We start from the raw sequence: 25566 nt of genomic DNA on the forward strand, positions 1-25566 counted from the left end.
CCGGCGGGGCCCGATCCGGTCGGTCCGGTCTACGAACCGACCCTGCGCTTGTTCCACACGTCGAAGCCGACCGCTGCCAACAGGGCCAGGCCCTTGATGACCTGCTGCCAGTCGGTGCCGACGCTGAGGAGGTTCATGCCGTTGTTCAGCACACCGAGGACGAGACCACCGATGATCGCGCCGAGGACGGTTCCCACACCGCCGCTCATGGACGCGCCACCGATGAACGACGAGGCGATCGCCTCGAGTTCGAAGCTCAGGCCCGCCTTCGGGGAGGCCGCGTTGAGGCGGGCCGCGACCACCAGACCCGCCAGGGCCGCGAGCACTCCCATGTTCAGGAAGACAAGGAAGGTGACCTTCTTGTCCTTGACGCCGGACAGCTTCGCGGCCGGCAGGTTGCCGCCGATCGCGTAGATGTGCCGGCCGAAGACCGCGTTGCGCATGACGTAGCCGTAGCCGACCACCAGCACGCCGAGGACGATCAGAATGATCGGCGCTCCCTGGTAGCTGGCGAGCAGCATCGTGACCGCGAGGACCGCCGCGGCGATCGCGACGAGCTTGAGCAGGAAGGCGTTCCTGGGCAGCACGTCCAGCGCGAACTCCTGCTGGCGCTTGCGGTCGCGGACTTCCTGGTAGACCACGAAGGCCAGCAGCGCGAAGCCCAGCAGCAGGGTGATGTTGTGGTAGTTGGTCTCCGGGCCGACCTCGGGCAGGAAGCCGTTGCCGAGCTTCTGCAGACCGTTCGGGAACGGGCCGAGGGTCTGGCCCTCCAGCAGGATCTCCGTCAGACCGCGGAAGAGCAGCATGCCGGCCAGGGTGACGATGAACGACGGGATGCCGAGATACGCGATCAGATAGCCCTGGACGGAGCCCGCGACCGCGCCCACCACCAGGGTCAGCACCAGCGCGACCGGCCAGGCCACGTCGTGCTGGACCGTCAGTACGGCGGCGAACGCGCCCACAAAGGCGGTCAGTGAACCGACCGACAGGTCGATGTGCCCCGCGATGATCACCAGCATCATGCCGATCGCGAGGATCAGGATGTAGCTGTTCTGGAGCACCAGGTTGGAGACGTTGCGCGGCAGCAGCAGGTCGCCGTCGGTCCACACCGCGAACAGCGCGACGATCAGGCCGAGCGCGATCAGCATGCCGTACTGCCGCATGTTGCGGCGCAGCCCGTTCAGCATCAGCTGGAGCAGGCCCCCGTCGGAGGACGACCCCCCGCTCTTGCCCGGCGGCGCCGCGGCCGGAACCTTCGTCACATCGGTGCTCATCGCGTTACCTCTTTGTCCTTCGTCATCTGGCGCATCAGCACTTCCTGCGTGGCCTCGGCCCGCGGAACCTCACCCGTGAGCCGTCCGGCGGCCATGGTGTAGATGCGGTCGCACATCCCGAGCAGCTCCGGCAGCTCGGAGGAGATGAAGACGACCGCCTTGCCCTCGGCCGCCAGCTGGTCGATGACCGTGTAGATCTCGTACTTGGCGCCCACGTCGATACCGCGCGTGGGCTCGTCCAGGATCAGCACCTCGGGACCCGCGAAGATCCACTTGCTGAGGACGACCTTCTGCTGGTTGCCGCCGGACAGCCTGCCCACCGTCTCGAAGACCGTCGGCGCCTTGATGTTCATCGACTTGCGGAAGCGCTCGGCGACCTTCCGCTCCTCGTGCTCGTCGACCACACCGTGCTTCGCGACCTTGTTCAGGGCGGTCAGCGAGATGTTCCGGTTGATGTTGTCGATGAGGTTGAGGCCGTAGTGCTTACGGTCCTCGGTGACGTAAGCGATGCCGTGCTCGACCGCCTCCGCGACGGACTTCGTACGGATCTCCTTGCCGTCCTTGAAGACCTTGCCGCCCGCGTACCGGCCGTAGGTCCGCCCGAACACGCTCATCGCGAGCTCGGTACGCCCCGCGCCCATCAGGCCCGCGATGCCGACGATCTCCCCGCGCCGCACATGGATCGACACGTCGTCGACCACCTTGCGCTGCTGGTCGATGGGGTGGTGGACGGTCCAGTCGCGGATCTCCAGCGCCGGGGCCGCGTCCATCTCGCCCTCGTACGGGGTGCGCTCGGGGAAGCGGTGGTCGAGGTCGCGGCCCACCATGCCCGAGATGATCCGGTCCTCGGTGGTCTCCGGGGCCTTCACGTCCAGGGTCTCGATCGACTTCCCGTCGCGGATGATCGTCACCGAGTCGGCGACCTTGCGGATCTCGTTGAGCTTGTGGGAGATGATGATCGAGGTGATGCCCTGCTTCTTCAACTCCAGGATGAGATCCAGGAGTTTGCCGCTGTCCTCGTCGTTCAGAGCCGCGGTCGGCTCGTCGAGGATGAGCAGCTTCACCTTCTTCGAGAGCGCCTTGGCGATCTCCACCAGCTGCTGCTTGCCCACACCGATGTCGGTGATCCGGGTCTCCGGGTGGTCGCTCAGACCCACCCGGCGCAGCAGCTCGGTGGCGTGCTTCAGCGTCTCGTTCCAGTTGATGAACCCGCCGGAGGCGTGTTCGTTGCCGAGGAAGATGTTCTCCGCGATCGACAGGAACGGCACCAGAGCCAGTTCCTGGTGGATGATCACGATGCCGTGCTGCTCGCTCGCCCGGATGTCCTTGAACTGGACGACATCTCCCTCGAAGAGGATGTCGCCCTCGTACGTGCCGTGCGGATGGACGCCGGAGAGCACCTTCATCAAGGTGGACTTCCCGGCGCCGTTCTCGCCGCAGATGGCATGGACCTCGCCTTGACGGACGGTCAGTGTGACGTCCGACAGCGCTTTGACGCCGGGAAAGGTCTTGACGATCGAGCGCATTTCCAGGACGGGTCCCGCCATGGTCGTGCCTTTCAATCAGAGGAATGTGCCGACAGGGCTGACTAGTTGAGCTCGCTGGCCTTGTAGTAGCCGGTGTCGACCAGTTCCTTCGTGTAGTTGCTCTTGTCGACGCTGACCGGCTGCAGCAGGTAGGCGGGGACGACCTTGGAGCCGTTGTCGTACGTCTTGGTGTCGTTGACCTCGGGCTTCTTGCCGTTGAGGACGTCGTCCACCATCGTCGAGGCGACCTCGGCGAGCTTGCGGGTGTCCTTGTAGACGGTCTGCGTCTGCTGACCCGCGATGATCGACTTCACCGAGGCGAGCTCGGCGTCCTGGCCGGTGATGACCGGCAGCGGCTTGCTCGCGGAGCCGTAGCCGTCCGACTTCAGCGCGGCGAGGATACCGATGGAGATGCCGTCGTACGGCGACAGGACCGCGTCGACCTTGGCGCTGCCGTACGTCGAGGTGAGGATGTCCTCCATGCGCTTCTGGGCGGTGGCGCCGTCCCAGCGCAGCGTGGTGACCTGGTTGATCTTGGTCTGGCCGGACTTGACGACGAGCTTCTTGCTGTCGATGTACGGCTGCAGCACGCTCATCGCGCCGCCGAAGAAGTACTTGGTGTTGTTGTCGTCGTTGGAGCCGGCGAACAGCTCGATGTTGAAGGGGCCCTTGCCGCTCTTCAGGCCGAGCTTGTCGACGATGTAGCTGGCCTGCAGCTCACCGACCTTGGTGTTGTCGAACGACGCGTAGTAGTCGACGTTCGGCGTGCCGAGGATCAGACGGTCGTAGGCGATGACCGGGATCTTGGCGTCCTTGGCCTGCTGGAGCACGTTGTTCAGCGACTTGTTGTCGATGGCCGCGACGATCAGGCCCTTGACGCCCTGCGTGATCAGGTTCTCGATCTGGGAGACCTGCTGGTCGGGGTCGTCCTCGCCGTAGACCAGCTTGGTCTTGTAGCCCTTGGACTGGAGGTTCTTGACGACGTTGTTGCCGTCGGCGATCCAGCGCTCGGAGGACTTGGTCGGCATCGCGATGCCGATCGTGCCGCCCTTGGCGCTGCCCGCGCTCTCCTCGCTGCCGCCCTTGCTGTCCTGGCCACAGGCGGTGAGGGTGAGGGCGAGAGAGGCGGCGCCGGCTATGGCGGTGAGTGCGGCTCGACGAGTACGCATGATCATCATCCTTGATGTCGGGAGGCCGGGTGCGGTTCCGGCGGTACGGGTGCCTGGGGCGGTACGGGGGAGCGACCGGGAGAGGCTGGGTTGTGTCGGAGTCTGTGCGATTGCGTCGGCTTTTGTGAAGGGGGGTTGTCCGGAACGTTATGCAGGCGTTTCGAACCGCTTCAGCGCGCCCGGCAGCCGGGAGCCGAGCGGCGCCATGTCGCCGTCCGCCCCGTGCCGTGCGAGCAGGTCCAGGGCGAGCCGTCCGCGCCGCACTCTCTCCTTGGCGGTGGACAGCGTGAGATCGCGCATGTGATGCCCGTACGGGTAGATCCCGGGGGCCTTCGACAGGCCGAACTTCAGATAGAGCGGCGCGCCGCGCCGGATCAGCTCGGCGACCTCGTACATCCGCACGTAACCGCCGAGATCGTCGGGAGCCTCGATGTACATGTCCATCGGGGCGGCCGACACCCGCCGGATCTCGGTGAGGTGATCGAGCGTCAGATCGCTGGGCACGTTGATCGAGTCGCCGCCGAGGTTCTCGTACACGGCGTACGCGGCCGGGTTCACCGGCCCGATCAGCGCCGACACCTTCAGTGTCGTGTCGGCCGGGATGACCCCGGTGGCCCGCGCCCGGTGCAGTGTCCACAGCACACCCTCGTCGGCGACGAGCAGGCACTTCACGCCGAGTTCGGTGGCGCGGACGGCGTCCTCGACGCACCCGGCGACCGCGTCGTGGCCCCGGGCGCGCAGCCCGGCCCCGCGGGAGTCGGTGCGGGTGGAGCCGCCGATGTCCCAGGTGCCGCGGGGCCCGGTGAACAGGCAGAGCTCGATGTCACGTTCGGACGTCGCCTCCACCATCTCGGTGATCTCGGCGTCGGTGAGCATCCATACGCCCGAGCCCTGGCTGATCCGGTGGATCGGCACGTCGAGCCGCGAGGACTCCTTGAGGACAACGCCGAGCGCCTCGGGGCCCTCCACGGAGGGCACCTCGGTGCGCCAGCGTCCGCCACCGGGGAAGGTGTGCGGGGACGCGTCGGAGGGGTCGAGGGCGGGCGCGTTCAGGCCCAGCGCGGCGAGTGCCCGCTCGCCGGGTCGTCGGGCCGCGCTGGCGGTGGTCTCGGTCACAAGCTGTCCTTCATGTTCGGTATTTCGGACGACATTCGCGGCTCTGGGTACGCAAGGCTCTGGGTGTACGCCGGTACGAAGTCGTCAGGTACCCCGTACCGGCGTACGGCTCAGCGGTGTGTCATGGCCTCAGGAGGACCTTCCCGACCTTCGGGTCGCCGGACCCCACCAGCTCGATGGCCTGGGGGAACTCGTCCAGCGGCAACTCGTGCGTGACGAGCGGCAGCGGATCGAGCAGCCCGGCTCCGAAGACCCGCACGGTGTGCGCCCAGGCGTCCGGCGGCGCCCCGAACACGGTGTGCACCTCCAGCTGCCGTACGACGAGATCGGTGGGGTCGAGTCCGTCGGCGCCCGCGGCCGGGATGCCGGTGAGGACGAGCCGGCCACCGCGTCTGAGCAGCGAGGCGGCGGTGTTGGCGGCGGACGCCGATCCGGCGGTCTCGATGACGACGTCGAAGTCGTCCGGCAGCTCCTGGTCCCGGGTGCGGAAGTCGGTGGCGCCGAAGGTCCTCGACAGTTCCGCACGGTCCGGGCGGGTGCCCACCACCAGCAGCTCCGACGGCGAACCTGCCTTCAGGAACTGGACGGCGAACATCCCGAGCGTCCCGGTGCCCACCACGGCGACCCGCTCGCCGGGCCGCGCGTTCGCCTTGAGGGCGGCGGCGGCGATGCAGGCGGCGGGTTCCAGGAGCGCGGCCGCCGTCAGGTCGGCGTCGTCCGGGAGGGCGTGCAGCAGCCGGGCCGGCAGGGTGAGGGTGGCGGCCATGGCGCCGGGCTCGGTGAAGCCCGTCTCCTCGTAGCCGGCCGTGCACAGCGTGGTCTCGCCCGCGTGGCAGCGGTCGCAGACCTGGCAGTTGCGGAAGCCCTCGCCCACCACCTTGCGGCCGACGAGCGATGCCGGAACCCCGGAGCCCACCGCCTCGACCGTGCCGGACCACTCGTGGCCGGGCGTGAGCGGGTAACGGACGTACCCCTCGGGCCGGTTGCCCTGGTACACCTCGCGGTCGCTGCCGCAGATGCCGACGGCGTGGACGCGGACCAGCGCCTCGCCGGCGGTGGGCTCACGAGGGGTGTGCTCGACGAGCCGGTGCTCGCCGGGCGCCTCGATGACGACCGCGGTGCTCACTGCGTGGCGCCCTTCGGCTTGCGCTGCTCCCAGCCGTCGGCCCACAGGTCGAACCGGGCCTGCTGCTGCGGGAACTCGGCGGCGGCGTCGACGTCCAGCTCGACACCGAGGCCGGGGGCGTCGGTGAGGTGGAAGTAGCCGTCCACGACCTGCGGGGCGCCCTTGACGACCTTCTTGATCTCCGCGTCGGCGAAGTCGTTGAAGTGCTCCAGGATCTTGAAGTTCGGCGCGGTGAAGCCGACCTGGAGGGAGGCGGCGGTCAGGACCGGCCCGCCCACGTTGTGGGGCGCCACCAGCATGTAGTGGGTCTCGGCGGTCGCGGCCAGCTTCCGGGTCTCCCAGATGCCGCCGATGTGGCCGACGTCGGGCTGGATGATGTCCACGGCCTGGCTCTCGAAGAGCTCGCGGAACTCGATGCGGTCGTGGATCCGCTCACCCGTGGCGACCGGCATGTCCACCTTGGCGGCGACCTTCTCCAGCGCCTTCAGGTTCTCCGGCGGCACCGGCTCCTCGAGCCAGGCGGGCTTGAAGGGCGCGAGGTCCTTGGCCAGGCGGACGGCCGTGGCGGGGGAGAAGCGGCCGTGCATCTCCAGCATCAGCTCGGCGTCCGGCCCGATGGCGTCACGGACGGCCTCGATGAGCGAGACGGCGTACAGGCTCTGCTCGTGGTCGAGCTCGAAGTGCCCGGTGCCGAAGGGGTCGATCTTGAGCGCCTTGTAGCCGCGCTCCATGACCCCCTGGGCGGCCTTGTGGTAGGCCTCCGGGGTCCGCTCGGTGGTGTACCAGCCGTTGGCGTACGCCTTGACCTTGTCGGTGACCTTGCCGCCGAGCAGCTGCCAGACGGGCACCCCCAGGGCCTTGCCCTTGATGTCCCAGCAGGCCATCTCGATCACGGCGATACCGGACATCACGATCTCGCCGGCCCGGCCGTAGTCGCCGTACTTCATACGCTTGACGAGGTCCTCGACAGCGAACGGGTCCGACCCGAGAATGTGGTTGGTCTTCGCCTCGTGCAGATAGCCGAGCAGGGCGTCGGTGTGGCCCAGCATGCGGGTCTCGCCGACTCCGGTGAGTCCCTCGTCGGTGTGCACCTGGACGTAGGTCAGGTTCCGCCACGGCGTCCCGACCACGTGCGTGCTGATTCCCGTGATGCGCACGTCAGCTACTCCCTAGGCTCTCAGCTTGTTCGAAATTTCGGCTCACGTTCGAAATGCTGGCCCGACCGTAAGGACGACCCGGTCGGAGTGTCAATGGGTCGGGTGGTCGAACGCGTAACGGTTTAGATGTTGCGCCCACATGGCCGCACATGGAGGGTGTACGGCCACGCGAAACCGCCCCCCTCCTCAACTCCCGCAGGTGGTGGCGTTATTCAACCGTGACGACACTTCCCGCTGCAGCCCTCTTGACCGCCGTGAATTGTTAGCGCTCACAATGACCTCCGCATTCACCGATCGGTGCCCACCGGCATCCAAGGAGGTACGAGCGTCGTGTCGGCACTGCTCCCAGCCGCCCCACCGGTCGATGTCACGGGGCTGTCCGGAACCCCGGAGTGACCCGGGCGGCGCGGAATCGTCCGCCCACGACACAGGACCTGCCCACAAACGATCGCCAAGGAGGTGCGGCCGTGAACCACGTACAGCTCCGGCCACCCACCATGGCCGATGTGGCACGCCTGGCCGGGGTGTCCCACCAGACCGTCTCCCGTGTCCTGGGGGACCACCCCAATGTGCGGGACGAGACGCGTGCCAAGGTGCTGCGTGCGATCGAGGAGATGGGTTACCGCCGCAACTCCTCGGCACGGGCCCTGGCGACCCGGCGCACCCGGACCCTGGGTGTGGTCGCCTCCAACACCACCCTCTACGGACCCGCCAGCACGCTGTTCGCGCTGGAGGAGGCGGCGCGCGCCAAGGGGTACACCGTCTCCACGGTCAGCCTGCGCAAGCTCGCGGTGGAGACCCTCTCCGAGGCCCTGGACCACCTCAGTGAGGGCGGGGTGGAGGGGGTGATCGCCATCGCCCCGCAGCGGTCGGCGGTCGAGGCTCTCGCCGAACTCCGCCATCCCTTCCCGGTGGTGGCCGTGGGGACCGGCTCCGGCGCGGAGATCCCCAGCGTCAACGTGGACCAGTGGCTGGGCGGGCGGCTGGCCACCAGTCATCTGCTGGCCGCCGGTCACCGCACGGTCTGGCATCTCGCCGGACCCGAGGACTGGCAGGAGGCCGCCGACCGGGCCGCCGGCTGGCGGGCGACCCTCGAAGCGGCGGGCGTCGAGCCGCCGCTGCCGCTGCGGGGGGACTGGAGTCCGCTGTCGGGCTATCGTGCGGGCCAGGAACTGGCCGGCTGGGTGGGCCGCGGACTGACCGCCGTCTTCGTCGCCAACGACCAGATGGCGCTGGGGGTGTTGCGGGCGCTGCGGGAGGCGGGCGTACGCACTCCCCAGGACGTCGCGGTGGTCGGCTTCGACGACATCCCGGAATCGGAGTTCTTCGCTCCACCGCTCACCACCGTCCGGCAGGACTTCGCGACGGTGGGCAAGCGGAGCATCGCCCTGCTGCTGGATCTCATCGAGGGCCGGGCCCCCTCCGGGGCGCCCGGAGTCGCCATCGAACCCCAACTCGTCGTCCGGGCCAGCACCGCACCCGACTGACGCGCACCAAGCAGCACCAATCGGCAACATTCGCACACCAGTGTGACCGATATTTCGAATAATGATCGACAGGCTGGACGCAGTGCGATCGGTCCTGGCTCTTCAAAGGAGAAGAACATGCTCAACAGAAGGAACTTCCTCACTGCGGCGATCGGCGTGGCGGCGGCCGGCACCCTGGCGGCCTGCGCCAAGGAGGACAAGGGTTCCAGCACCTCCTCCGACGGCAGCAAGGCGATCACCCTCGGCTTCTCCCAGGTCGGCTCCGAGAGCGGCTGGCGCAGCGCCAACACCGACTCGGTGAAGTCCGCGGCCAAGGAGGCGGGTTACAACCTGAAGTTCTCCGACGCCCAGCAGAAGCAGGAGAACCAGATCTCCGCCATCCGCAGCTACATCGCGCAGAAGGTGGACGTCATCGCCTTCTCCCCGGTCGTCGTCACCGGCTGGGACGCGGTGCTCAAGGAGGCCAAGTCCGCGAAGATCCCGGTGGTCCTCACCGACCGCTCCGTCGAGACCTCCGACGACTCCCTCTACGTCACCCTGGTGGGCTCCGACTTCACCGACGAGGGCCGCCGCGCCGCCAGGATCCTGGAGAAGGTCCTGACGACGGCCGGTCACAAGGGCGCCGTGAAGATCGCCCAGCTGGAGGGCACCACCGGTGCCGCCCCCGCCATCGAGCGCGCCAAGGGCTTCAAGGAGGTCATGGACGCCGAGCACAAGGACGACTGGAAGATCGTCGTCAGCCAGACCGGTGACTTCACCCGCGCCGGCGGCAAGCAGGTCATGGCGGCCTTCCTGCAGTCCAACCCGGACATCAACGTCCTCTTCGCGCACAACGACGACATGGCCATCGGCGCCATCCAGTCCATCGAGGCGGCGGGCAAGAAGCCCGGCAAGGACATCCTGATCGTCTCGATCGACGGCGTGAAGGACGGCTTCGTGGCCATGTCCGAAGGCAAGATCAACGCCATCGTCGAGTGCAACCCGCTGCTCGGCCCGCAGCTGATGGACGTCGTGAAGAAGGTCAAGAACGGCGAGTCGGTCGAGCGCTGGATCAAGACCAAGGAGGGCGACTTCATGCAGGACCAGGCCAAGGCCGCGCTCCCCAGCCGCAAGTACTGAGCGACCGCGCAGGTACTGACCGACCGCACGTACCGACCGACCGCGGTACCGACCGACCGCACCCACCGGCAGGGAGCCTCCGGCAGGCCGAGCACAGCTCGGCTCAAGGAGGCTCCCCGCGGGCCGTGAACGAGATTCGATGAGTCCATGAGGAGCGCTGCCATGGCAGAGCCGCAGCCCGTCCTGGAGATGACGGGCATAGTCAAAGAGTTTCCGGGGGTAAGGGCTCTGTCGGGCGTCGACTTCCGGCTCTTCCCCGGCGAGATCCACGCCCTGATGGGCGAGAACGGGGCAGGGAAGTCCACCCTGATCAAGGTGCTGACCGGGGTCTACTCCCTGGACGGCGGCACCATCACCCTCGACGGCAAGGCCGTGCGGATCGGCAGCCCGCTGCAGGCGCAGCACGCCGGCATCAGCACGGTCTACCAGGAGGTCAACCTCTGCCCCAACCTGTCGGTGGCGGAGAACATCTTCATCGGACGCGAACCCACCCGCGCGGGCCGCATCCAGTGGAAGCGCATGCGCAAGGAGGCCGCGGAGCTCGTCGACCGCCTCGGTCTGGACATCGACGTCACCGCACCGCTGTCCTCGTACCCCCTGGCCGTTCAGCAACTGGTCGCGATCGTACGGTCGGTGGGCACCGGCGACAGCGACGGCGAGGGCTCCGGCACCAAGGTCCTGGTCCTGGACGAGCCGACCTCCAGCCTCGACCGTGACGAGGTCCTCGAACTGTTCCGCCTGATGCGGCAGTTGAGGGACGAGGGCGTGGCGATCCTCTTCGTCTCCCACTTCCTCGACCAGATCTACGAGATCTGCGACCGCATGACCGTCCTGCGCAACGGCACCCTGGTCGGCGAGCACATGGTCCGCGACCTCGACCAGGTCGGACTGATCGAGCTGATGATCGGCAAGGCCCTGGACCAGCTGGAGGAGCTGCACGACCAGCAACTCCACGCGGACGTGGGCGAGTCGCTGATGAAGGCGGAGGGCCTCGGCAGGACCGGCGGCATCGCCCCCTTCGACCTGGACATCAAGAAGGGCGAGGTCGTCGGCCTCGCGGGACTGCTCGGCTCCGGCCGTACCGAACTGGCCCGGCTGCTCTTCGGCGCCGACCAGCCGGACAGCGGCACGGTGACCATCGGCGGCAAGCAGGTCTCCATGAGCGCCCCCAACGACGCCATCGGCGCCGGGGTCGCGTTCTGCTCGGAGAACCGCAAGACGGAGGGCCTGGTACCGGATCTGACGGTCCGTGAGAACATCATCCTCGCCCTGCAGGCGGCCCGCGGCTGGACCCGGCCCATCCCCACCGCCCAGCGCGACGAACTCGTCGCCAAGTACATCAAGGCGCTGGACATCCGCCCCGCCAACCCGGAAGCCAGGGTCGGCCAGTTGAGCGGCGGGAACCAGCAAAAGGTGCTTCTCGCCCGCTGGCTGATCACCCAGCCGAAGCTGCTCATCCTGGACGAGCCGACGCGCGGCATCGACATCGGCGCCAAGACGGAGATCCAGAAGCTGGTGGTCTCCCTCTCCGAGGACGGCATGTCCGTGCTCTACATCGCGGCCGAGCTGGAGGAGGTCCTCCGCCTCAGCCACACCATCGGGGTGCTGCGCGACCGCAAGCTGGTGGCACAGCTCACCAACGGGCCCGAGATCACCCCCAGCAAGATCCTCGAGACCATCGCGAGCGGAGAACACCAGTGACCACCACCTCCCGCTGGCGAGCACTGACACACCATCACCTGTTCTGGCCGGTCGCGGTCCTGGTGGCCCTGCTGCTCGTCAACGTTCCCTTCACGCCCGACTTCTTCGCGATCCACATGACGAACGGCCACCTCTACGGCAGCCTCGTCTCGATCGTGCTGTTCGGCTCGCCCCTGATCCTGGTGGCGGTCGGCATGACCCTGGTCATCGCCACCGGCGGCATCGACCTCTCGGTCGGCGCCGTGGTCGCCATCACCGGAGCCCTGACCTGTTCGTACATCAGCGACCAGGCCGACCAGGGCGCCCTGTCCTCCGTGCTCCTCGCGATGGGCCTCGGCCTGATCGCGGCGGTGGTCTGCGGTCTGTGGAACGGCTTCCTCGTCGCCAGGATGGGCATCCAGCCCATCATCGCGACCCTCATCATCATGGTCGCCGGCCGCGGTGTCGCCCAGCTGATCACCGACGGCCAGATCATCACCATCAACAGCGAGCCGTACAAGCTCATCGGCGGCGGCTACTGGCTGACGCTGCCCTTCTCCATCTTCGTGGTGGCCGCGGTCGTGGCCGTCACCGTCCTGCTGACCCGCCGCACGGCCCTCGGCCTGCTCGTCGAGTCGGTGGGCGGCAACGCCGAGGCCAGCCGTCTGGTGGGCATCCGGTCGATGCGCATCAAGATCATGGTGTACGTGTTCTGCGCGGTGTGCGCGGGCATCGCGGGCCTGATGATCAGCTCCAACACCTCGGCCGCGGACGGCAACAACGCCGGCCTGTGGATCGAACTCGACGCGATCCTCGCCGTCGTCATCGGCGGCACCTCGCTGCTCGGCGGACGCTTCTCCATCGGCGGCACGGTCGTCGGCGCCCTGGTCATCCAGACCCTCACGACGACGATCTACACCATCGGCGTTCCCACCCAGACCAACCTGGTCTTCAAGGCAGCCGTCGTCATCGTCGTGTGCCTGCTCCAGTCCCCGAAGTTCCGCGCCAAGGTCTTCGGCGGCCGCGCGAAGACCGCGGGCCCGGCAGCGCCCGCCGCGGTCGCCGAGCCCGCCGACTCCGCTCCCAAGATGGAGGTGTCGTGATGAGTACGACCACCAGGACTCCCGCGACACCGGGCGCGCCGGAGCGTCGTACGACGTCCAGGTCCGCCCGCCTGCTCGGCGACCGACGGCTGCCCGTCCTGGTCACGGCCGGCCTGTTCCTCGTGATGTACATCGTCGGCCTCAGCCGCTACCAGAACTACGGCTTCGGCGACTCGCAGGTGTTCCTCAACCTGTTCATCGACAACGGCTATCTGCTGGTCGCCGCCGTCGGGGCCACCTTCGTCATCATGTCGGGCGGCATCGACCTGTCGGTGGGCTCGGTGATCGGCTTCACGACGATGCTGACGGCGTGGCTGGTACAGGACGTGGGCCTGCCCCTGCTCCTGGTGATCCCCATATCCCTGGCCGTGGGAGCGTTCGGCGGCTTCCTCATGGGCTATGTGATCCACAACTTCGAGATCCAGCCGTTCATCGTGACGCTCGCCGGGCTCTTCCTCTTCCGGGGCCTGTGCCTGGTCATCAGCAAGGAGTCGATCGCCATCGACGACTCCGACGTGAGCAGCCTCGCGCAGACACGGGTGCCGCTCGGCGTGGGCGACTTGTCGATCGGCGCCGTCGTCGCCCTGGTCGTCCTGGCCGCGGCCTTCTACGTCCTCCACTACACGCGTTTCGGACGCCGGGTGTACGCCATCGGCGGCAACGAGCAGTCGGCCCTGCTGATGGGTCTCCCGCTGGGCGGCACGAAGATCGCGGTCTACACGATGAGCGGCTTCTGCTCCGCGCTGGCCGGCCTGCTCTTCATGCTCTACATCCAGTCCGGTGACCCGCTGCACGCCGTGGGCATGGAACTCGACGCGATCGCCGCGGTGGTCATCGGCGGCACCCTGCTGACGGGCGGCTCCGGCTATGTCCTGGGCACCCTCTTCGGCGTCCTCGTCCTCGGCCTGATCAAGAGCATCATCCAGTTCGAGGGCACGCTCAGCTCCTGGTGGACGAAGATCGCCACCGGTGTGCTGCTCTGCGCGTTCATCCTGATCCAGCGCGTGATGACGACCCGTAGGAAAACCTGAGCCGACGGGGAACCGGCGATGTCGGTTTCGACGCGATGGGAGTGGAACATCCTCGACCCGCCGCGCCGGAACGGCCGGTTCCCCACACAACCTTCACGGCTGGCTCTAGGAACGCCACCGGTTGGGAACTTAATCTTCCCGCGTCATGGACTTCTGCCTCCCGTGCCGACGGCACCTCAACGGCGCCCTCGCCTGCCCGGGGTGCGGCACCTCGATCGAAGAGCTACGCGCGTACGCCCACCGCGTACCGGCCCAGGCCCAGCCGCAGGAGCCTTCGGTGACCCCGGCGTACGCGACGTACGGAGCCGAGGAGCAGTACGGCGGCCCTTCCCTCGCGGGGGACGCCCACGCGGGCGCGTACGCGAGCGGGACGGGTGGGTACGGCGGCCAGGGGATGGCCGGGGCGTACGGCACGGGTGCGACTTCTCAGTACGGCGGAGGTGGCGACGAGGTCACGCCGTACGGCGGAGACGGGCACGGCCCCACCTCGTACGGCCCGGGTGGTGTGGCGCACGACGCCGGCGATCACGGTGGCATGGCGTACGGCGGGGACGGTCGTAGCGCCGCGGGCGATCCTGCAGGTGGTCGGTCGGCGGAGGCCGGGGCGGGCTACGGCTCGACCGGGAGTGATGCCGGCGTCGAGGCCGACGGGAGCGATGGCGTGGCCGAGGTCGCGGCGGAGCCGACCGGTGGCCGGGCCTCGCGGCGGCGCGCGCGCGGCCGGAGTGCGGAGAGTGCCGACGGTCCCGCCCCCTCCGCGGAACCCGAGGACGCGCACGCCGACGAGTACGACGAGGACGAGGACGACGACCCCACCGGCGGAGCCAGCCGGCGCGACCGCAAAGCGGCAGCCCACCGCAGGCGCCGCCGCCGGACCCTGCTGGTCGCCGCCGGGTTCGTGCTCGCGGCCGGCGGTCTGAGCCTCGCGGAGCTGGGCATGGACGCCCCCGGGTCTTCCCCCAAGCCGGCCGCGGCGGGCGGGGAATCGGCCGAGGGTGGCGCCTCCCCGGAGGCGAGCGAGTCGGCGTCGACGGCGGCCGACTCCAGCGGAACCGTCCCTTCGGGATCGCCCTCCCCGAAGGTCTCCGAGTCCCCGTCGCCCTCCGCGTCCAAGAGCGAGGACGCCGACGCGAGCAAGAGCCCCGACGCCGAGTCGGCGCCCACCAAGGCCTCCGGTGCGTCGACCCCCACCGCGACAGCCACGTCCACGAGCGGCGGCTCGGCCCCCACCGCCACCCCCACCACCGCGGCCCCGAGCCCGGCCCCGTCCCCGACGGACTGCGAACGCTTCCTCTGGTGGTGCACCTGAGACCTTCGCTCAAGTGAAGCGAAGGCTCCGAAAGCCACGCCTACGCGTCCCGCATCCGCCGCAACAGATCCCGCAGTGACTCCCGCTCCCCCTGCGACAGCCCGGCCAGCGGCTCCCGTGCGAACCGCAGGCCCTCCCGCAGCTCCCGGGCCACCTGGACCCCCGCCTCCGTCGCCGCCGCCACCTTGACGCGCCGGTCCGCGGGGTCGGGCCGCCGCTCCACGAGCCCGCGTGCCTCAAGACGGTCCACTATCCCGGTGACGTTCGACGGCTCGCACTTCAGTTTCTGGGCCAGCTTGCGCATGGGCAGCGGCTCGAGGGACAGCAGACTCAAAAGCCGCGCCTGCGCCCCGGTGAGGAGGTGCTCCGCGGCCGCGTCCTCGTAGTCCGAGTAGAAGCGGGCCACCACGTCCCCGATGAGCTCCACGACTTCCATGGTCAGCGCGTCGGGCCGGGTCTTGTGAGGAGTGGGCATGGGATCCAGGGTACCCCTTTACTTGACAACCTGAAATATTCAGGGGCATGGTTGTTTAAGGTACTGAAGTAAATGGAAAGGTCCAGGCATCATGATCAACCGCGAATGGCACCTCCTGTCCCGCCCGGTCGGCTGGCCCAAGCCGGAGGACTTCGCCCTGGTCGAAGCCGAGGTCCCGACCCCCGGTGAGGGCCAGGTGCTGGTCCGGAACAAGTACCTCTCCGTCGACCCGTACATGCGCGGCCGCATGAGCGCCGCGAAGTCGTACGTCGCCCCCTTCGAGCTCGGCAAGGTCATGCAGGGCGGAGCGGTCGGCGAGGTCGTCGAGTCCAACGCCGAGGGCATCGCCGTCGGTGACCACGTCCTGCACTTCCTCGGCTGGCGCGAGTACGCGGTCGTACGCGCCGAGAACGCCGTCAAGGTGGACGCGGACGCCGCGCCCCTTTCGACGTACCTCGGCGTCCTCGGCATGACCGGCCTCACCGCCTACGCCGGCCTCCTGCGCACCGCCTCCTTCAAGGAGGGTGACTCGGTCTTCGTCTCCGGCGCCGCGGGTGCCGTCGGCAGCCAGGTCGGCCAGATCGCCAAGCTCAAGGGTGCCTCCCGGGTCATCGGCTCCGCCGGCTCGGACGAGAAGGTCAAGCTGCTCGTCGAGGAGTACGGCTTCGACGCGGCCTTCAACTACAAGAGCGGCAAGGTCGGCGACCAGCTGCGCGAGGCGGCCCCGGACGGCGTCGACGTCTACTTCGACAACGTCGGCGGTGACCACCTGGAGGCCGCCATCGGGTCCCTCAATCAGGGTGGCCGGATCGCGGTCTGCGGCATGATCTCCGTCTACAACAACACCGAGGCCGCTCCCGGCCCGCGCAACCTCGCCCGGCTGATCCAGACCCGCGGCCGCATCGAGGGCTTCCTGGTCGGCGACCACTACGACCTCCAGTCGGAGTTCGTCTCCGAGGTCGGCCCGTGGGTGGCGTCCGGGCAGCTCAAGTACCGCGAGACGGTCGTCGAGGGCATCGAGAACAACCTGGAGGCGTTCCTCGGGGTCCTGCGCGGCGACAACACCGGAAAGATGATCGTCAAGCTGTAGCCCTGTGCTGGATTTCCGGCATGCGGTAACTTCTTTCCGAATTCCGCCGTCGATCGTGGGCGCGAGTCGCGGTGGACCGAGGAGGAAGACAACCGCATGTCCATCCAGCAGACCGATGTCCTCTACACGGCCGTCGCCACCGCCGAGAACGGCCGCGACGGCCGTGTCGCCACCGACGACGGCAGGCTCGACGTGGTCGTCGACCCGCCCAAAGAGATGGGCGGCAGCGGCAGCGGCACCAACCCGGAGCAGCTCTTCGCCGCCGGGTACAGCGCCTGCTTCCAGGGCGCCCTCGGCGTCGTCGCCCGCCAGGAGAAGGCCGACATCTCCGGCTCGACGGTCACCGCGAAGGTCGGCATCGGCAAGAACACCGACGGCTTCGGGCTGATCGTCGAGATCTCGGCGACCCTCCCGAACCTCGACGCGGCCACGGCCCGGGCCCTCCTTGAGAAGGCCCACCAGGTCTGCCCGTACTCGAAGGCGACCCGCGGGAACATCTCCGTGACGCTCACCTGACGGAGCTCGTTGGTCGTACAGGGCAAAGGCGGCACTCCTGGACGTGGGGTGCCGCCTTTGCTCATGCCCTACGGCTCATACGGCCAACGCCGCCTGGTGTACGGCCCGCACGAACCGCTCGTTCTCCGGCGCCGCCCCTCCCGGGAACGCCATCCGGCGGCGGGTGTAGCCGTAGGCCAGGCCACTGCGGGGATCGGCGAAGGCCTGGGAGCCACCGGCGCCGCTGTGGCCGAAGGCGCCGGCACCGAGGAAGGGGTACCACATGTCGGCCGTGGCCTGGAAGCCCAGGCCGTAGGACTTGTGGGCGCGGGCCACCAGGTCGTAGCCGATCGACTGGATCTGGCCCACCTCGGCGATGGTGTCCGGCTTCAACAGGGGCGGCCGGTCGGCGACTTCGCTGATCGCCGCCGCGTACATCCCGGCCAGCCCGCGGGCGGCCGCCACTCCGCCCGCCGACGCCGGCCCCTTCGCCCGTACGGCACGGGAGTTGGCGTAGCCCACCAGGTCACCCGGGTCCGGCACCTGCTGGTTGAAGGCGATCGCGGCCAGGCTGTGCGGACCTGTCAGCGCCGCGTCCAGCAGGGCCTGCTGCTCGGCGGTCGGGGCCATCGGCTGCACGGAGCGGTAGCGGGGTTCCAGCGCCTCGGGCAGCCCCAGGTGGAAGTCCAGCCCGTACGGCGCCCGGATCCGCTCCTCGTACACCTCCTGGAGCGAACGGCCGGTCGCCCGGCGCACGATCTCACCGCTGAGCGCGCCGATCACGAGCGCGTGATACCCGAACGCCGTGCCGGGGCGCCAGAACGGCTTCTGGTCCGCGAGCCGTTCCGCCACCGCCCGGTCGTCCGTCAGCTCCTGCGCGCTGAACCCGGCGTCCAGCCCGATCACCCCGGCCCGGTGCGCCAGCAGATCGCGCAGCGTCAGCTGGCCCTTGCCCTCGGCCCCGAACTCCGGCCAGTAATAGGTCACTTTGCGGTCCAGCTCCAGCGTGCCCTCCTGGACCAGGAGCGCGGCCACCAGATGGGCGGCACCCTTGGTCGACGAGAACACGCCGTAGAGGGAGTCCGGTCCGACGCCCTCGCCCGCCCACAGGTCGACGACCCGCCGACCGTGCACATACGCGCTCAACTGCCCCTCGTAGTCGGGCCGTTCGCCCGCCACGAAGGCGGCGAACTGCTCGCGCACCGCCTCGAAGCCGTCCGCGACGGTGCCGTGGATCTCCTGCGTCATCCGCTCTCCTCAACCTCAGCCGCTGCTCGCGTGTGCCATGGTGAACAATGCCCGCCCGACCTGGGCGAACTCCCCCTTCGGATGATCCCTGAAGAGAGGCTCGGTGCCGAACAGAACGGCCCTTTGGCCGCTGACGACCGAGGCCTGCCCGGCCGCGGCGGCGGGCCCGCCGGAGCCGTCCGGCAGGGGCCGCCAGTGCCCGGAGACCAGCGGAGCGCCGGTGGCGTACGACTGTTCCACCCGCACCCCGGGCCCGAGATCGGTGAACCAGACCGGCGCGTAGACGAACCCGTGGTCCGGGGCCCCGGCCGTCACCGGACCCGAGTTCACCACGCGCACCACGCCGTTGGCGTCCCCGTTGCCCTCCACCGGCTTCGCGGCCAGCAGCCCCGTGGCCGCGCTCAGTTCGGCCCCGGCGACCCCGCGGCCGACGAGCCCGTGCCCGGCGCCCAGGAAGGCGTCCAGGGCCGTGCGGGCCCCGGTGGTGAGGGCGTCGCGGTCCAGCCCCGCCGACACGAACAGCACGTCCACCGACGACCAGTCGAAACCGGCGTTCAGGACGGCCGTCGAGACCGGGGTGACCTCGAAGTTCATCTCCCGCAGCGCGAACAGCTCGCCGGGAGTCACGGCGGCGGCCACGCGTGTGCGGTGCAGTGCGGCCGTGCCGGTCTGCCGGGTCGTGTCGAGGACGACGTCGTAGGTGCGAGCGGCTTCGGCGGCAGGCTTCCGCGCCGACGCGGGCACGATCGCACTGCCGTCGGCGGCCCGCCGTACCGGAACGCCCTGCCGGAGCAGCGAGTTGAGCGCCGCGATCTCCTGCGGGTCGGTCAGCCGCAGCCGCAGATCGCCGCGCGGGGCGAGACGACCCACGGGCGCGGCGGCCCGGACGCGCCTCAGCGGCGCACCGGCGAGGCTCCCCGTCGTCACCGGCGTGACCGTCGCGCCCCACAGCCGGCCCAGGCTCCAGCCCGAGATGTCGTACATCACCGAGACCTTGTCGCTGATGTCCCGCCCGTCCGCGAGCAGCACGTTCGCCAGGCCCCGCTTCGGCTGGCGCATGTCGACGACGTACGAGCCCTTCGGATACGTCCGTCCGCCGAGCCGCAGGTCGCGACTCGCGCGGCTGACGCGGACGTCGTTGGCGAGAAGGTGGTCGACGAGCCGGGCGGCGGCCGTCGAGCCCGAGGGAATCACGTACGCGCGGGGGAAGTCCGTGGTGTACACGTCCTCGGGCCCGATGCCCGGCACCCCGGGGACCGTCTCCTCGGACACCGGCACCTGTGCGGCCCCCGCCGCCCCGCGCCGGAAGACCTCGATCTGGTCGGCGATCAGCGACGTGCGCTTCTCCTGCACGAAGTCGAGCGTCGCCCTGATGGCGGCGCCCGCCACGGTCGTGTTGATCGCGGACCGGCGCCGCAGCTCCGCGACGGGCAGGCTGTCGTAGAGGGAGTTGTTGACGGCCAGCGGGATCTCGACCGTGTGCGCGGCGACCGTGCCGTGGAAGGCCGCGTACTGCGGGGTGAAGATCGGCGGCCAGTCGTCCCAGCCCTCCTCCTGGTCCCGGAAGGGGATCTGCGCAGGCTCGACACCGTCCTGCGCGGGTGTGTAGCCGAGGCCGTTGACGGCGGCCTCCATGCCCAGGGCGTTGGCGTAGGTGTTCTTCAGGAAGAGGTCGTACTCGTAGTTCTCGCCGTGCGGGGGAGTGGTGGGCTCGATGAGCGTGCCGTTGACGTACCCGTGCAGGTCGAGCATCACGGCGGGCTGCTTGTCGATCTCGATCTGCCGCATCGCCCGCACCTCGGGCTGCGAGGCGGTCACGAAATCCCGGTTCAGGTCGAAGCCGCCCGCGTTCGCGCGGGTTCCGGCGATACGGCCGTCGGGGTTCGCGGTGATGTTGAAGTACAGGCGGGAGTGGGCGAGAAGGCTCTTCGTGCGTGCGTCCTCAGCGGTCGCGAGCTGCTCAATGAGCTTCAGGGAGGCGTCCGTGCCCTCCCACTCGTTGCCGTGGATGTTGTTGTTGAAGAAGACGGGCGCCTTGTAACCGGCCCTGATCTCCCCTGACTTGGCGGCGCTCGCGGGCGCGTTCTCGATCAGCTCGCGCATCCGCTCCTGGGCGCGGGCCTGGGCGGTGGTCTCCGGGGCGGTCACGGTGACCAGGTAGAGCCGGTGCCCGCCCGCCGAACGCCCCGCGACCTCGACGCTCACCCGGTCGCCCAGCCGCTGAAGGGCGTTCAGCCTCGGGGCGATCGCGTGATAGGGGGTGAGACCCAGCTTGACGGACTTGTCCGCCGGGTTCACGGGGTCGGGGGTGAGGACCTGCTCGCGGGGATAGCCCCGGGTGGTGTCCGTGAAGCCGGTGGTAGGGGCGGTGAGCGCCCGCAGGGTGGCGCTCTCCGGGGCCCGGGCCACGCCATGGTCGCCGGCGCTCTCGCGGGTGGGGGGCTCGGGGTCGGCGCTCGCGCTGTTCGGGGTGAGCAGCAGCGAGCCGGTGAGGGCGATGAGCAGGACGGGTCTCGCAGGAACGGTTCTCGTGGTGTGCACGCGTACCTCCTGAGGGGCTTCCTGAGATCGGTACGGCGAGATGTACCCGTTCGACTCAACCGCAACAAGAGGGAGTTCGTGGCGCGGATGCCACGGATGGCGCAACTCGGGTGCCCGGACGGGGCATGCTGAGTGCGGCGGAAGCGGGCGGCGAGCGAGTCCACAGGAGAGGCCCATGGCGACGATCCCTTCGCTCCCCAGCAGGGACGAAGTACTGCGCATGGCACGGAACACCACCGACATCACCGGCCAGCTCCTGGACACGGCCCAGAACATCACCAGGATCGCGATCAACACCTTCGACCCCAGGGACGGTTCGGGCCCGGAGGTGCTGCGTGTCCTGCGCGAGACGACGGCGGAACTGGCCGAGGCGAGCGCGTCCCCGCAGGCCCAGGAGGCGTTCTACCGGATCGTCGACACCCTCACCCGGCTCGGCACCACCGGCGCCCCGCTGGCCGTGCACCCGGTGAGCGAACCGGCGCGGGCGCTGCTGGCGGCGCTGGGCGACAGTCTGCTGCCCGTCCTGGACGCGGTGGAGCCAGCGGTGGAGGAGTTCGCGACCGCGCTGGGCGAACTGGTCGAGGCGACCTCCCCGTTGCTCCCCGCGGCGGCCGGTCTGGCCGCGGGGACACTCCTGGCCCTGACTCCCCTGATCCGCTCGGCGACCGGGGTCCTGCGCGACTCGACGCCCGAACTCCGGCGGATAGCCGATGCGTTGACGGCGGCGCTGGCCCCGCTGCTGCCCTTGCAGGTGACCCTGGCCGAACGCGCGGCCGCCGCCGGTGCGGGGGCCGTACGGGCGACGCTCCCGCCCCTCGCCGACCTCACCGAAGCGGCGGCGGCCACGGCGAAGGCGGCCCGGCCGGTGCTGATCGCCGGGGAGGAGCTGTTCGTGTCCGGACTGGAGCGGCTCCAGCCCGCGCTGATGGCCGCGGCCTCCCACGCGGGCAGCGTGGCACGGGCGGTGGCGGTCAGGGTGTCGGCGGCGGTGTCGCCGGCGGCGGAACAGGGGGTGGTGGTGGCCGTATCCCCGGCCTGACGGGCACCCGATAGGGTTCGGGACATGCGTGATCTCGGGGCGGGCTTCCACTATCTCCTGAAGGGCCAGCGGTGGGTGGCCCGGCACGGCAAGCAGTACGGTTTCGGCCTGATCCCGGGCCTGATCACCCTGGTGCTGTATGTGGCGGCGCTGGTCGCCCTGGCCACCTGGGGCGAGGACTTCGTGTCCTGGGCGACGCCGTTCGCCGACGACTGGTCGAGCCCGTGGCAGGGCCTGTTCCGGGGCTTCCTCACGGTGGTCCTGTTCGCGCTGGCCCTTCTCCTCGCGGTCCTGACCTTCACGGCGGTCACCCTCCTGATAGGCCAGCCCTTCTACGAGAACCTCTCGGAGAAGGTCGACCGGGACGTCTCCCCGGACGGCACGGCCCCCGAGTCCGGCCTCCCGCTCTGGCGCGAGCTGTGGATCTCGGCGAGGGACAGCCTCCGCATCGTCGTCCGGGCCGTCCTGTGGGCGGTCCTGCTCTTCGCCCTGGGGTTCATCCCCGTGGTCGGCCAGACCGTGGTCCCGGTGATCGGCTTCTTCGTGACGGGCTTCTTCCTCACCGAGGAGCTCACCGCGGTGGCCCTCCAGCGCCGAGGCGTCGACCTCCGGGCCCGCCTCACCCTCCTCCGCTCCCGCAAAACCCTCATCTGGGGCTTCGGCACCCCCCTGGCCCTGGCCTTCGTGGTCCCCTTCGTCGCGGTGTTCCTGATGCCGGGCGCGGTGGCGGGGGCGACGCTGATGGCACGGGAACTGCTGGGGGAGGAGACCCGGGACGGGGAGGACGAGTCGGACGAGGCCGACGAGGAGACGGTGTCCGATGGGCTCGCCACCTGAGCCGACGGTCCGCCCGGCGACCGCCTCGGACGCGGACGCCGTCTTCCGGCTCCTCGCCGGCTTCGCGACCACCTACCGTCCCGACCCCGACCGCTTCACGACCGTCACCTTTCCCGAGGTGCTGCGGGCGGCCGCCGAAGGCCGTGCCGAGTTCCTGGTGGCGGAGCGGAACACCCAGGTGATCGGCTACGCCTACGCGGTCCGGATGCCGACCCTGTTCGCGGGCGGCACGCTCCTCGAACTCCTCGAACTCGCCGTGGCCACGCCCCTGCGCGGCCGCGGCACGGGCTCCCGGCTCGTCCGGGCCATGCAGGACCGCGCGCGGCACGCCCAGGACGTGGAGATGACCGTACCGACGCGCAGGGCCGCCGACTTCTACCGCCGCCTGGGCTTCACCGAGACGGCGACCTACCTCAAGTGGCCTTCTCCACCGCCACCACCAGAATCGCCCGGACCTGCGCGATGATGTCCAGCCGGTTCTTCACGAACCCCGGATCGGTCACCGCCCCCGTCGCGGGATCCGTGTTTCCGGCCCCGAACTCCAGCACAGGCGTGTGCACATGCCCACCCGGCAGCACGTCGTGCAGTCCGAGGCGGTCCCGCAGCAGCGTGACCCGGTAGGCGATCTCGTTGGAGAGATAGTTCCCGCCGCCCCCGGCCCGCGCAGTGGACCCCGCGGTCGGCCCGTCCGCCCGTACGACAGGCACGGTCCCGCCCGCCGGGATCTCGGTCACGCTCGTGTTGTCGTAGACGGGAAAACGCCCGGTGTCCGCGTCCACGATCGCCTTGTACGGCAGCGTCGTCGTCGTCCACTGCGGTTGCGAGGCCGGATCCCGAACCGGCACCACCCCCGTCACCCCGACGTTGTCGTTGTCCGGAAAGCCGCCCCGCCAGGCCCCGTTGGTCCGCTCGACGTCGAACCGCCCCACCCGCCCCTGACTCACGGTCGTGAAGAGATCCACCTTCTTCAGATACGGCCGCAGCGCCCGCTCCACGGTCCGGTCCGTGAAGTCCTGCCACCGCACGGGAAAGACGACGGTCTCCACCCGCGCAGGACCCTCCGCCGTCTCGATCACCGTCCCGTCGAGCGCGAGCGCACTCGCCCCCGACGGATTCGAGATCCGTATGTCCCGGTCCAGCGTGAACGGATCGAACCCGGTCACCATGACCCGCTTCAGCCGTTCCCCGCCCGGATACCGCACACCGGTCTGCCCCCGCGAGGTCCGCTCCAACTCGTTCAGCAGTGCGGCACGTTGTCCCTCGGAGAGCCCGAAGGACGGCTCCCAGGTGCGCACTTCACGGGTCATCCCCAACCGCGCCCAGTACAGGGGCCGATCGTCGTCCCGGCTCAGATCCCCACCCGCCGGCCCCCGCCCCTGCGCCCGGTCGACGGCCCGCTTCCACAGCGCGGACCCCTGCCGTACGACGACCTTCCGCGCCTCCGCGTAGGAACGCGCCGTTCCGAGCGCCCGCGTGAAGCGGAGCGGCACGGTGTCGAATCCGGACCGTTCGAGGATCTCCCGTGGCACGGCCCGGTCGAGCCGCTGCTCCTCCACCGTGGGTGGGGGCGCGGCCGCGGCCGCAGCCGGGCTCGCGGGTGCCGCCGATCCCGCCAACAGGGCCAGTCCGAGGATGCCGATCCGAACACGTAGGGAAGTCAAGGGAGTTCAGGTCCTTCCGTGGTGGGGGGCGCGAGTGGTGCCGGACGACGGCAGTATCGCGTGACGGAAGTGGTCTACGCCATGGGGGCCGAGGTACCGGGAATCCGCCCCGCCGCCTCCCGCAGTGCCCCGACGAACGCCTCCACCGGCGGCGAGGGCGACCGCCCCCGCAGCACCGCCGCGTACACCGCCCGCGCCGGAGCACCCTCGTCGAGCACCGGCAGCAGCGCGACGTCCGGCCGCACGGACTCCGCGGCGAGCGCCGGGACCAGTGTCACGCCGAGCCCCGCGGCGACGTACCCCTGCTTGGCGGTCCACTCGCCGACGACATGCGCGATCCGCGGCCGGAAGCCCTGCCGCAGAGCCGCGTCGAGGGCGTCCCCTCGGGGCGTGGGCTCCCGGAGATCCAGTCGGCGTCCGCGAGCCGCCCGAGCCGCACCGGGCCGGCGCCCTCGCCCACCAGCGGATGTCCGGCCGGGACGGCGACGTACAGCGACTCGTCGAGCAGATGGCGCAGTTCGTACGCCGACAGCGGTGCGCCGCCCGTCGTGGAGACGACCGCGAGATCCAGCCGCCCCTCGGTGAGCCGGTCGAGGAGTGCCGGCGTGAGTCCCTCCTCGCGGGTGACCCGCACACCGGGATGGCGGGTGCGGAAGGCGCCGAGGGCGTGCGGGATCAGCGCCGCGTCCGCGGTCGGGAACGCCCCGAACCGCATTCGCCCGCCCGCCACTTCACGCAGCGCGGCCAGTTCGCGCGCGGCTGCGTGCAGCGCTCCGGTGACGGTCTGCGCGTACGGCACGAGGACCCTGCCGGCCTCCGTCAGCCGTACGCCCCGCGGCAGCCGGTCGAACAGCGGCGCCCCGCCCAGCGCCGCCTCCAGCGAGGAGATCTGCCGGGACACCGCCGACTGCGTCCAGCCCAGGGTGCGCGCGGCCACGGTGAACGACTCGTGCCGGGCGACCTCCAGGAAGACCCGCAGCCAGACGGTGGCGAGGTCGGGAGGAGGAACGGTGCGATGCGGGTTCGGCATGGCAGCCATGCTGGACATTCGCTTGTCGCATCGCAAGTGCGGACCTAGCGTCG

General features: G+C 69.7%; 21 protein-coding genes and 1 pseudogene. 11 read left to right on the plus strand and 11 right to left on the minus strand.

Annotated features, from left to right (window positions below; all coding sequences use genetic code 11):
* Positions 1-29: 29 nt before the first annotated feature.
* From mmsB to M2157_RS33115, 6 genes are all read right to left on the minus strand, one after another.
* Positions 30-1274, minus strand: a complete 1245-nt coding sequence (mmsB, locus tag M2157_RS33090) for a multiple monosaccharide ABC transporter permease (protein WP_280857358.1) — start codon at positions 1272-1274, stop codon at positions 30-32.
* Positions 1271-2821, minus strand: coding sequence for a multiple monosaccharide ABC transporter ATP-binding protein (gene mmsA / locus M2157_RS33095; RefSeq protein ID WP_280857357.1), 1551 nt, complete (start codon positions 2819-2821; stop codon positions 1271-1273). Before mmsA ends, mmsB begins: the two co-directional genes overlap by 4 nt.
* Positions 2822-2862: 41 nt before the next feature.
* Positions 2863-3969, minus strand: a complete 1107-nt coding sequence (gene chvE, locus M2157_RS33100; protein ID WP_280857356.1) for a multiple monosaccharide ABC transporter substrate-binding protein — start codon at positions 3967-3969, stop codon at positions 2863-2865.
* 147 nt (positions 3970-4116) lie between these two features.
* Positions 4117-5085, minus strand: a complete 969-nt coding sequence (locus M2157_RS33105) for a hypothetical protein (protein WP_280857355.1) — start codon at positions 5083-5085, stop codon at positions 4117-4119.
* Positions 5086-5206: 121 nt separating this feature from the next.
* On the minus strand, positions 5207-6211 hold the full coding sequence (locus M2157_RS33110; protein WP_280857354.1) for an alcohol dehydrogenase catalytic domain-containing protein: 1005 nt from the start codon (positions 6209-6211) through the stop codon (positions 5207-5209).
* On the minus strand, positions 6208-7368 hold the full coding sequence (locus tag M2157_RS33115) for a mandelate racemase/muconate lactonizing enzyme family protein (protein ID WP_280857353.1): 1161 nt from the start codon (positions 7366-7368) through the stop codon (positions 6208-6210). The genes M2157_RS33110 and M2157_RS33115 overlap by 4 nt, the downstream gene beginning before the upstream one ends.
* Before the next feature lie 467 nt (positions 7369-7835).
* On the opposite strand from M2157_RS33115, the gene M2157_RS33120 reads away from it, so the two are divergent.
* The 6 genes from M2157_RS33120 (at position 7836) to M2157_RS33145 (ending at position 15097) form a co-directional block, all read left to right on the plus strand.
* Positions 7836-8855: a LacI family DNA-binding transcriptional regulator gene (locus tag M2157_RS33120; protein WP_280857352.1), complete on the plus strand. Its 1020-nt coding sequence runs from the start codon at positions 7836-7838 to the stop codon at positions 8853-8855.
* A 117-nt stretch (positions 8856-8972) separates the two neighbouring features.
* The gene (locus tag M2157_RS33125) at positions 8973-9974 is read left to right on the plus strand and encodes an ABC transporter substrate-binding protein (RefSeq protein ID WP_280857351.1); all 1002 of its coding nucleotides are present in this window, start codon (positions 8973-8975) and stop codon (positions 9972-9974) included.
* 162 nt (positions 9975-10136) lie between these two features.
* Positions 10137-11675 (plus strand): sugar ABC transporter ATP-binding protein, encoded by a 1539-nt coding sequence (locus M2157_RS33130; RefSeq protein ID WP_280867034.1) that lies wholly within the window; start codon positions 10137-10139, stop codon positions 11673-11675.
* Entirely contained in the window at positions 11672-12757 is a 1086-nt protein-coding gene (locus tag M2157_RS33135) for an ABC transporter permease (protein ID WP_280867035.1), read from the plus strand. The genes M2157_RS33130 and M2157_RS33135 overlap by 4 nt, the downstream gene beginning before the upstream one ends.
* Positions 12757-13788, plus strand: a complete 1032-nt coding sequence (gene yjfF / locus M2157_RS33140; RefSeq protein WP_280867036.1) for a galactofuranose ABC transporter, permease protein YjfF — start codon at positions 12757-12759, stop codon at positions 13786-13788. The genes M2157_RS33135 and yjfF overlap by 1 nt, the downstream gene beginning before the upstream one ends.
* 145 nt (positions 13789-13933) lie before the next feature.
* Positions 13934-15097: a hypothetical protein gene (locus M2157_RS33145; RefSeq protein ID WP_280867037.1), complete on the plus strand. Its 1164-nt coding sequence runs from the start codon at positions 13934-13936 to the stop codon at positions 15095-15097.
* Positions 15098-15137: 40 nt separating this feature from the next.
* Here the strand turns inward: M2157_RS33145 and M2157_RS33150 are convergent, their stop codons facing one another.
* Complete coding sequence (locus tag M2157_RS33150) at positions 15138-15572, minus strand: MarR family transcriptional regulator (protein ID WP_069759237.1); 435 nt, start codon at positions 15570-15572, stop codon at positions 15138-15140.
* A gap of 91 nt (positions 15573-15663) precedes the next feature.
* Here M2157_RS33150 and M2157_RS33155 point away from each other — a divergent pair, with 91 nt between their 5' ends.
* Both M2157_RS33155 and M2157_RS33160 read left to right on the plus strand, forming a co-directional pair.
* On the plus strand, positions 15664-16662 hold the full coding sequence (locus M2157_RS33155; protein ID WP_280867038.1) for an NADP-dependent oxidoreductase: 999 nt from the start codon (positions 15664-15666) through the stop codon (positions 16660-16662).
* 96 nt (positions 16663-16758) lie between these two features.
* The gene (locus M2157_RS33160; protein ID WP_280867039.1) at positions 16759-17178 is read left to right on the plus strand and encodes an organic hydroperoxide resistance protein; all 420 of its coding nucleotides are present in this window, start codon (positions 16759-16761) and stop codon (positions 17176-17178) included.
* 75 nt (positions 17179-17253) lie between these two features.
* Here the strand turns inward: M2157_RS33160 and M2157_RS33165 are convergent, their stop codons facing one another.
* Positions 17254-18405 carry a serine hydrolase domain-containing protein gene (locus tag M2157_RS33165; protein ID WP_280867040.1) on the minus strand — a complete coding sequence of 384 codons (1152 nt, stop codon included), beginning with the start codon at positions 18403-18405 and terminating at the stop codon, positions 17254-17256.
* A gap of 15 nt (positions 18406-18420) precedes the next feature.
* Complete coding sequence (locus tag M2157_RS33170; RefSeq protein ID WP_280867041.1) at positions 18421-20946, minus strand: M14 family zinc carboxypeptidase; 2526 nt, start codon at positions 20944-20946, stop codon at positions 18421-18423.
* Positions 20947-21121: 175 nt separating this feature from the next.
* Here M2157_RS33170 and M2157_RS33175 point away from each other — a divergent pair, with 175 nt between their 5' ends.
* From M2157_RS33175 to M2157_RS33185, 3 genes are read left to right on the plus strand one after another with little or no spacing between them, the layout of a single operon-like run.
* Positions 21122-21985 (plus strand): hypothetical protein, encoded by an 864-nt coding sequence (locus tag M2157_RS33175; protein WP_280867042.1) that lies wholly within the window; start codon positions 21122-21124, stop codon positions 21983-21985.
* 24 nt (positions 21986-22009) lie between these two features.
* The gene (locus M2157_RS33180; RefSeq protein WP_280867043.1) at positions 22010-22822 is read left to right on the plus strand and encodes an EI24 domain-containing protein; all 813 of its coding nucleotides are present in this window, start codon (positions 22010-22012) and stop codon (positions 22820-22822) included.
* The gene (locus tag M2157_RS33185; protein WP_280867044.1) at positions 22806-23288 is read left to right on the plus strand and encodes a GNAT family N-acetyltransferase; all 483 of its coding nucleotides are present in this window, start codon (positions 22806-22808) and stop codon (positions 23286-23288) included. Before M2157_RS33180 ends, M2157_RS33185 begins: the two co-directional genes overlap by 17 nt.
* Here M2157_RS33185 and M2157_RS33190 read toward each other — a convergent pair.
* Together M2157_RS33190 and M2157_RS33195 are read right to left on the minus strand one after the other, a co-directional pair.
* Positions 23236-24483, minus strand: a complete 1248-nt coding sequence (locus M2157_RS33190; RefSeq protein WP_280867045.1) for a pyroglutamyl peptidase — start codon at positions 24481-24483, stop codon at positions 23236-23238. The genes M2157_RS33185 and M2157_RS33190 overlap by 53 nt on opposite strands.
* A gap of 74 nt (positions 24484-24557) precedes the next feature.
* A pseudogene (locus M2157_RS33195) lies at positions 24558-25522 on the minus strand (LysR family transcriptional regulator).
* Positions 25523-25566: the final 44 nt, after the last annotated feature.

This window comes from Streptomyces sp. SAI-127, from assembly GCF_029894425.1.
Lineage (GTDB): Bacteria > Actinomycetota > Actinomycetes > Streptomycetales > Streptomycetaceae > Streptomyces.

What these genes read in the sequence shown, in the direction of transcription:
- M2157_RS33165 (WP_280867040.1), bottom strand. Translation starts at nt 18,405, where the DNA reads ATGACGCAGGAGATCCACGGCACCGTCGCGGACGGCTTCGAGGCGGTG.
- M2157_RS33180 (WP_280867043.1), top strand. Translation starts at nt 22,010, where the DNA reads ATGCGTGATCTCGGGGCGGGCTTCCACTATCTCCTGAAGGGCCAGCGG.
- M2157_RS33185 (WP_280867044.1), top strand. Translation starts at nt 22,806, where the DNA reads ATGGGCTCGCCACCTGAGCCGACGGTCCGCCCGGCGACCGCCTCGGAC.
- M2157_RS33175 (WP_280867042.1), top strand. Translation starts at nt 21,122, where the DNA reads ATGGCGACGATCCCTTCGCTCCCCAGCAGGGACGAAGTACTGCGCATG.
- mmsA (WP_280857357.1), bottom strand. Translation starts at nt 2,821, where the DNA reads ATGGCGGGACCCGTCCTGGAAATGCGCTCGATCGTCAAGACCTTTCCC.
- chvE (WP_280857356.1), bottom strand. Translation starts at nt 3,969, where the DNA reads ATGCGTACTCGTCGAGCCGCACTCACCGCCATAGCCGGCGCCGCCTCT.
- M2157_RS33155 (WP_280867038.1), top strand. Translation starts at nt 15,664, where the DNA reads ATGATCAACCGCGAATGGCACCTCCTGTCCCGCCCGGTCGGCTGGCCC.
- M2157_RS33125 (WP_280857351.1), top strand. Translation starts at nt 8,973, where the DNA reads ATGCTCAACAGAAGGAACTTCCTCACTGCGGCGATCGGCGTGGCGGCG.
- M2157_RS33145 (WP_280867037.1), top strand. Translation starts at nt 13,934, where the DNA reads ATGGACTTCTGCCTCCCGTGCCGACGGCACCTCAACGGCGCCCTCGCC.
- M2157_RS33150 (WP_069759237.1), bottom strand. Translation starts at nt 15,572, where the DNA reads ATGCCCACTCCTCACAAGACCCGGCCCGACGCGCTGACCATGGAAGTC.
- mmsB (WP_280857358.1), bottom strand. Translation starts at nt 1,274, where the DNA reads ATGAGCACCGATGTGACGAAGGTTCCGGCCGCGGCGCCGCCGGGCAAG.
- M2157_RS33160 (WP_280867039.1), top strand. Translation starts at nt 16,759, where the DNA reads ATGTCCATCCAGCAGACCGATGTCCTCTACACGGCCGTCGCCACCGCC.
- M2157_RS33130 (WP_280867034.1), top strand. Translation starts at nt 10,137, where the DNA reads ATGGCAGAGCCGCAGCCCGTCCTGGAGATGACGGGCATAGTCAAAGAG.
- yjfF (WP_280867036.1), top strand. Translation starts at nt 12,757, where the DNA reads ATGAGTACGACCACCAGGACTCCCGCGACACCGGGCGCGCCGGAGCGT.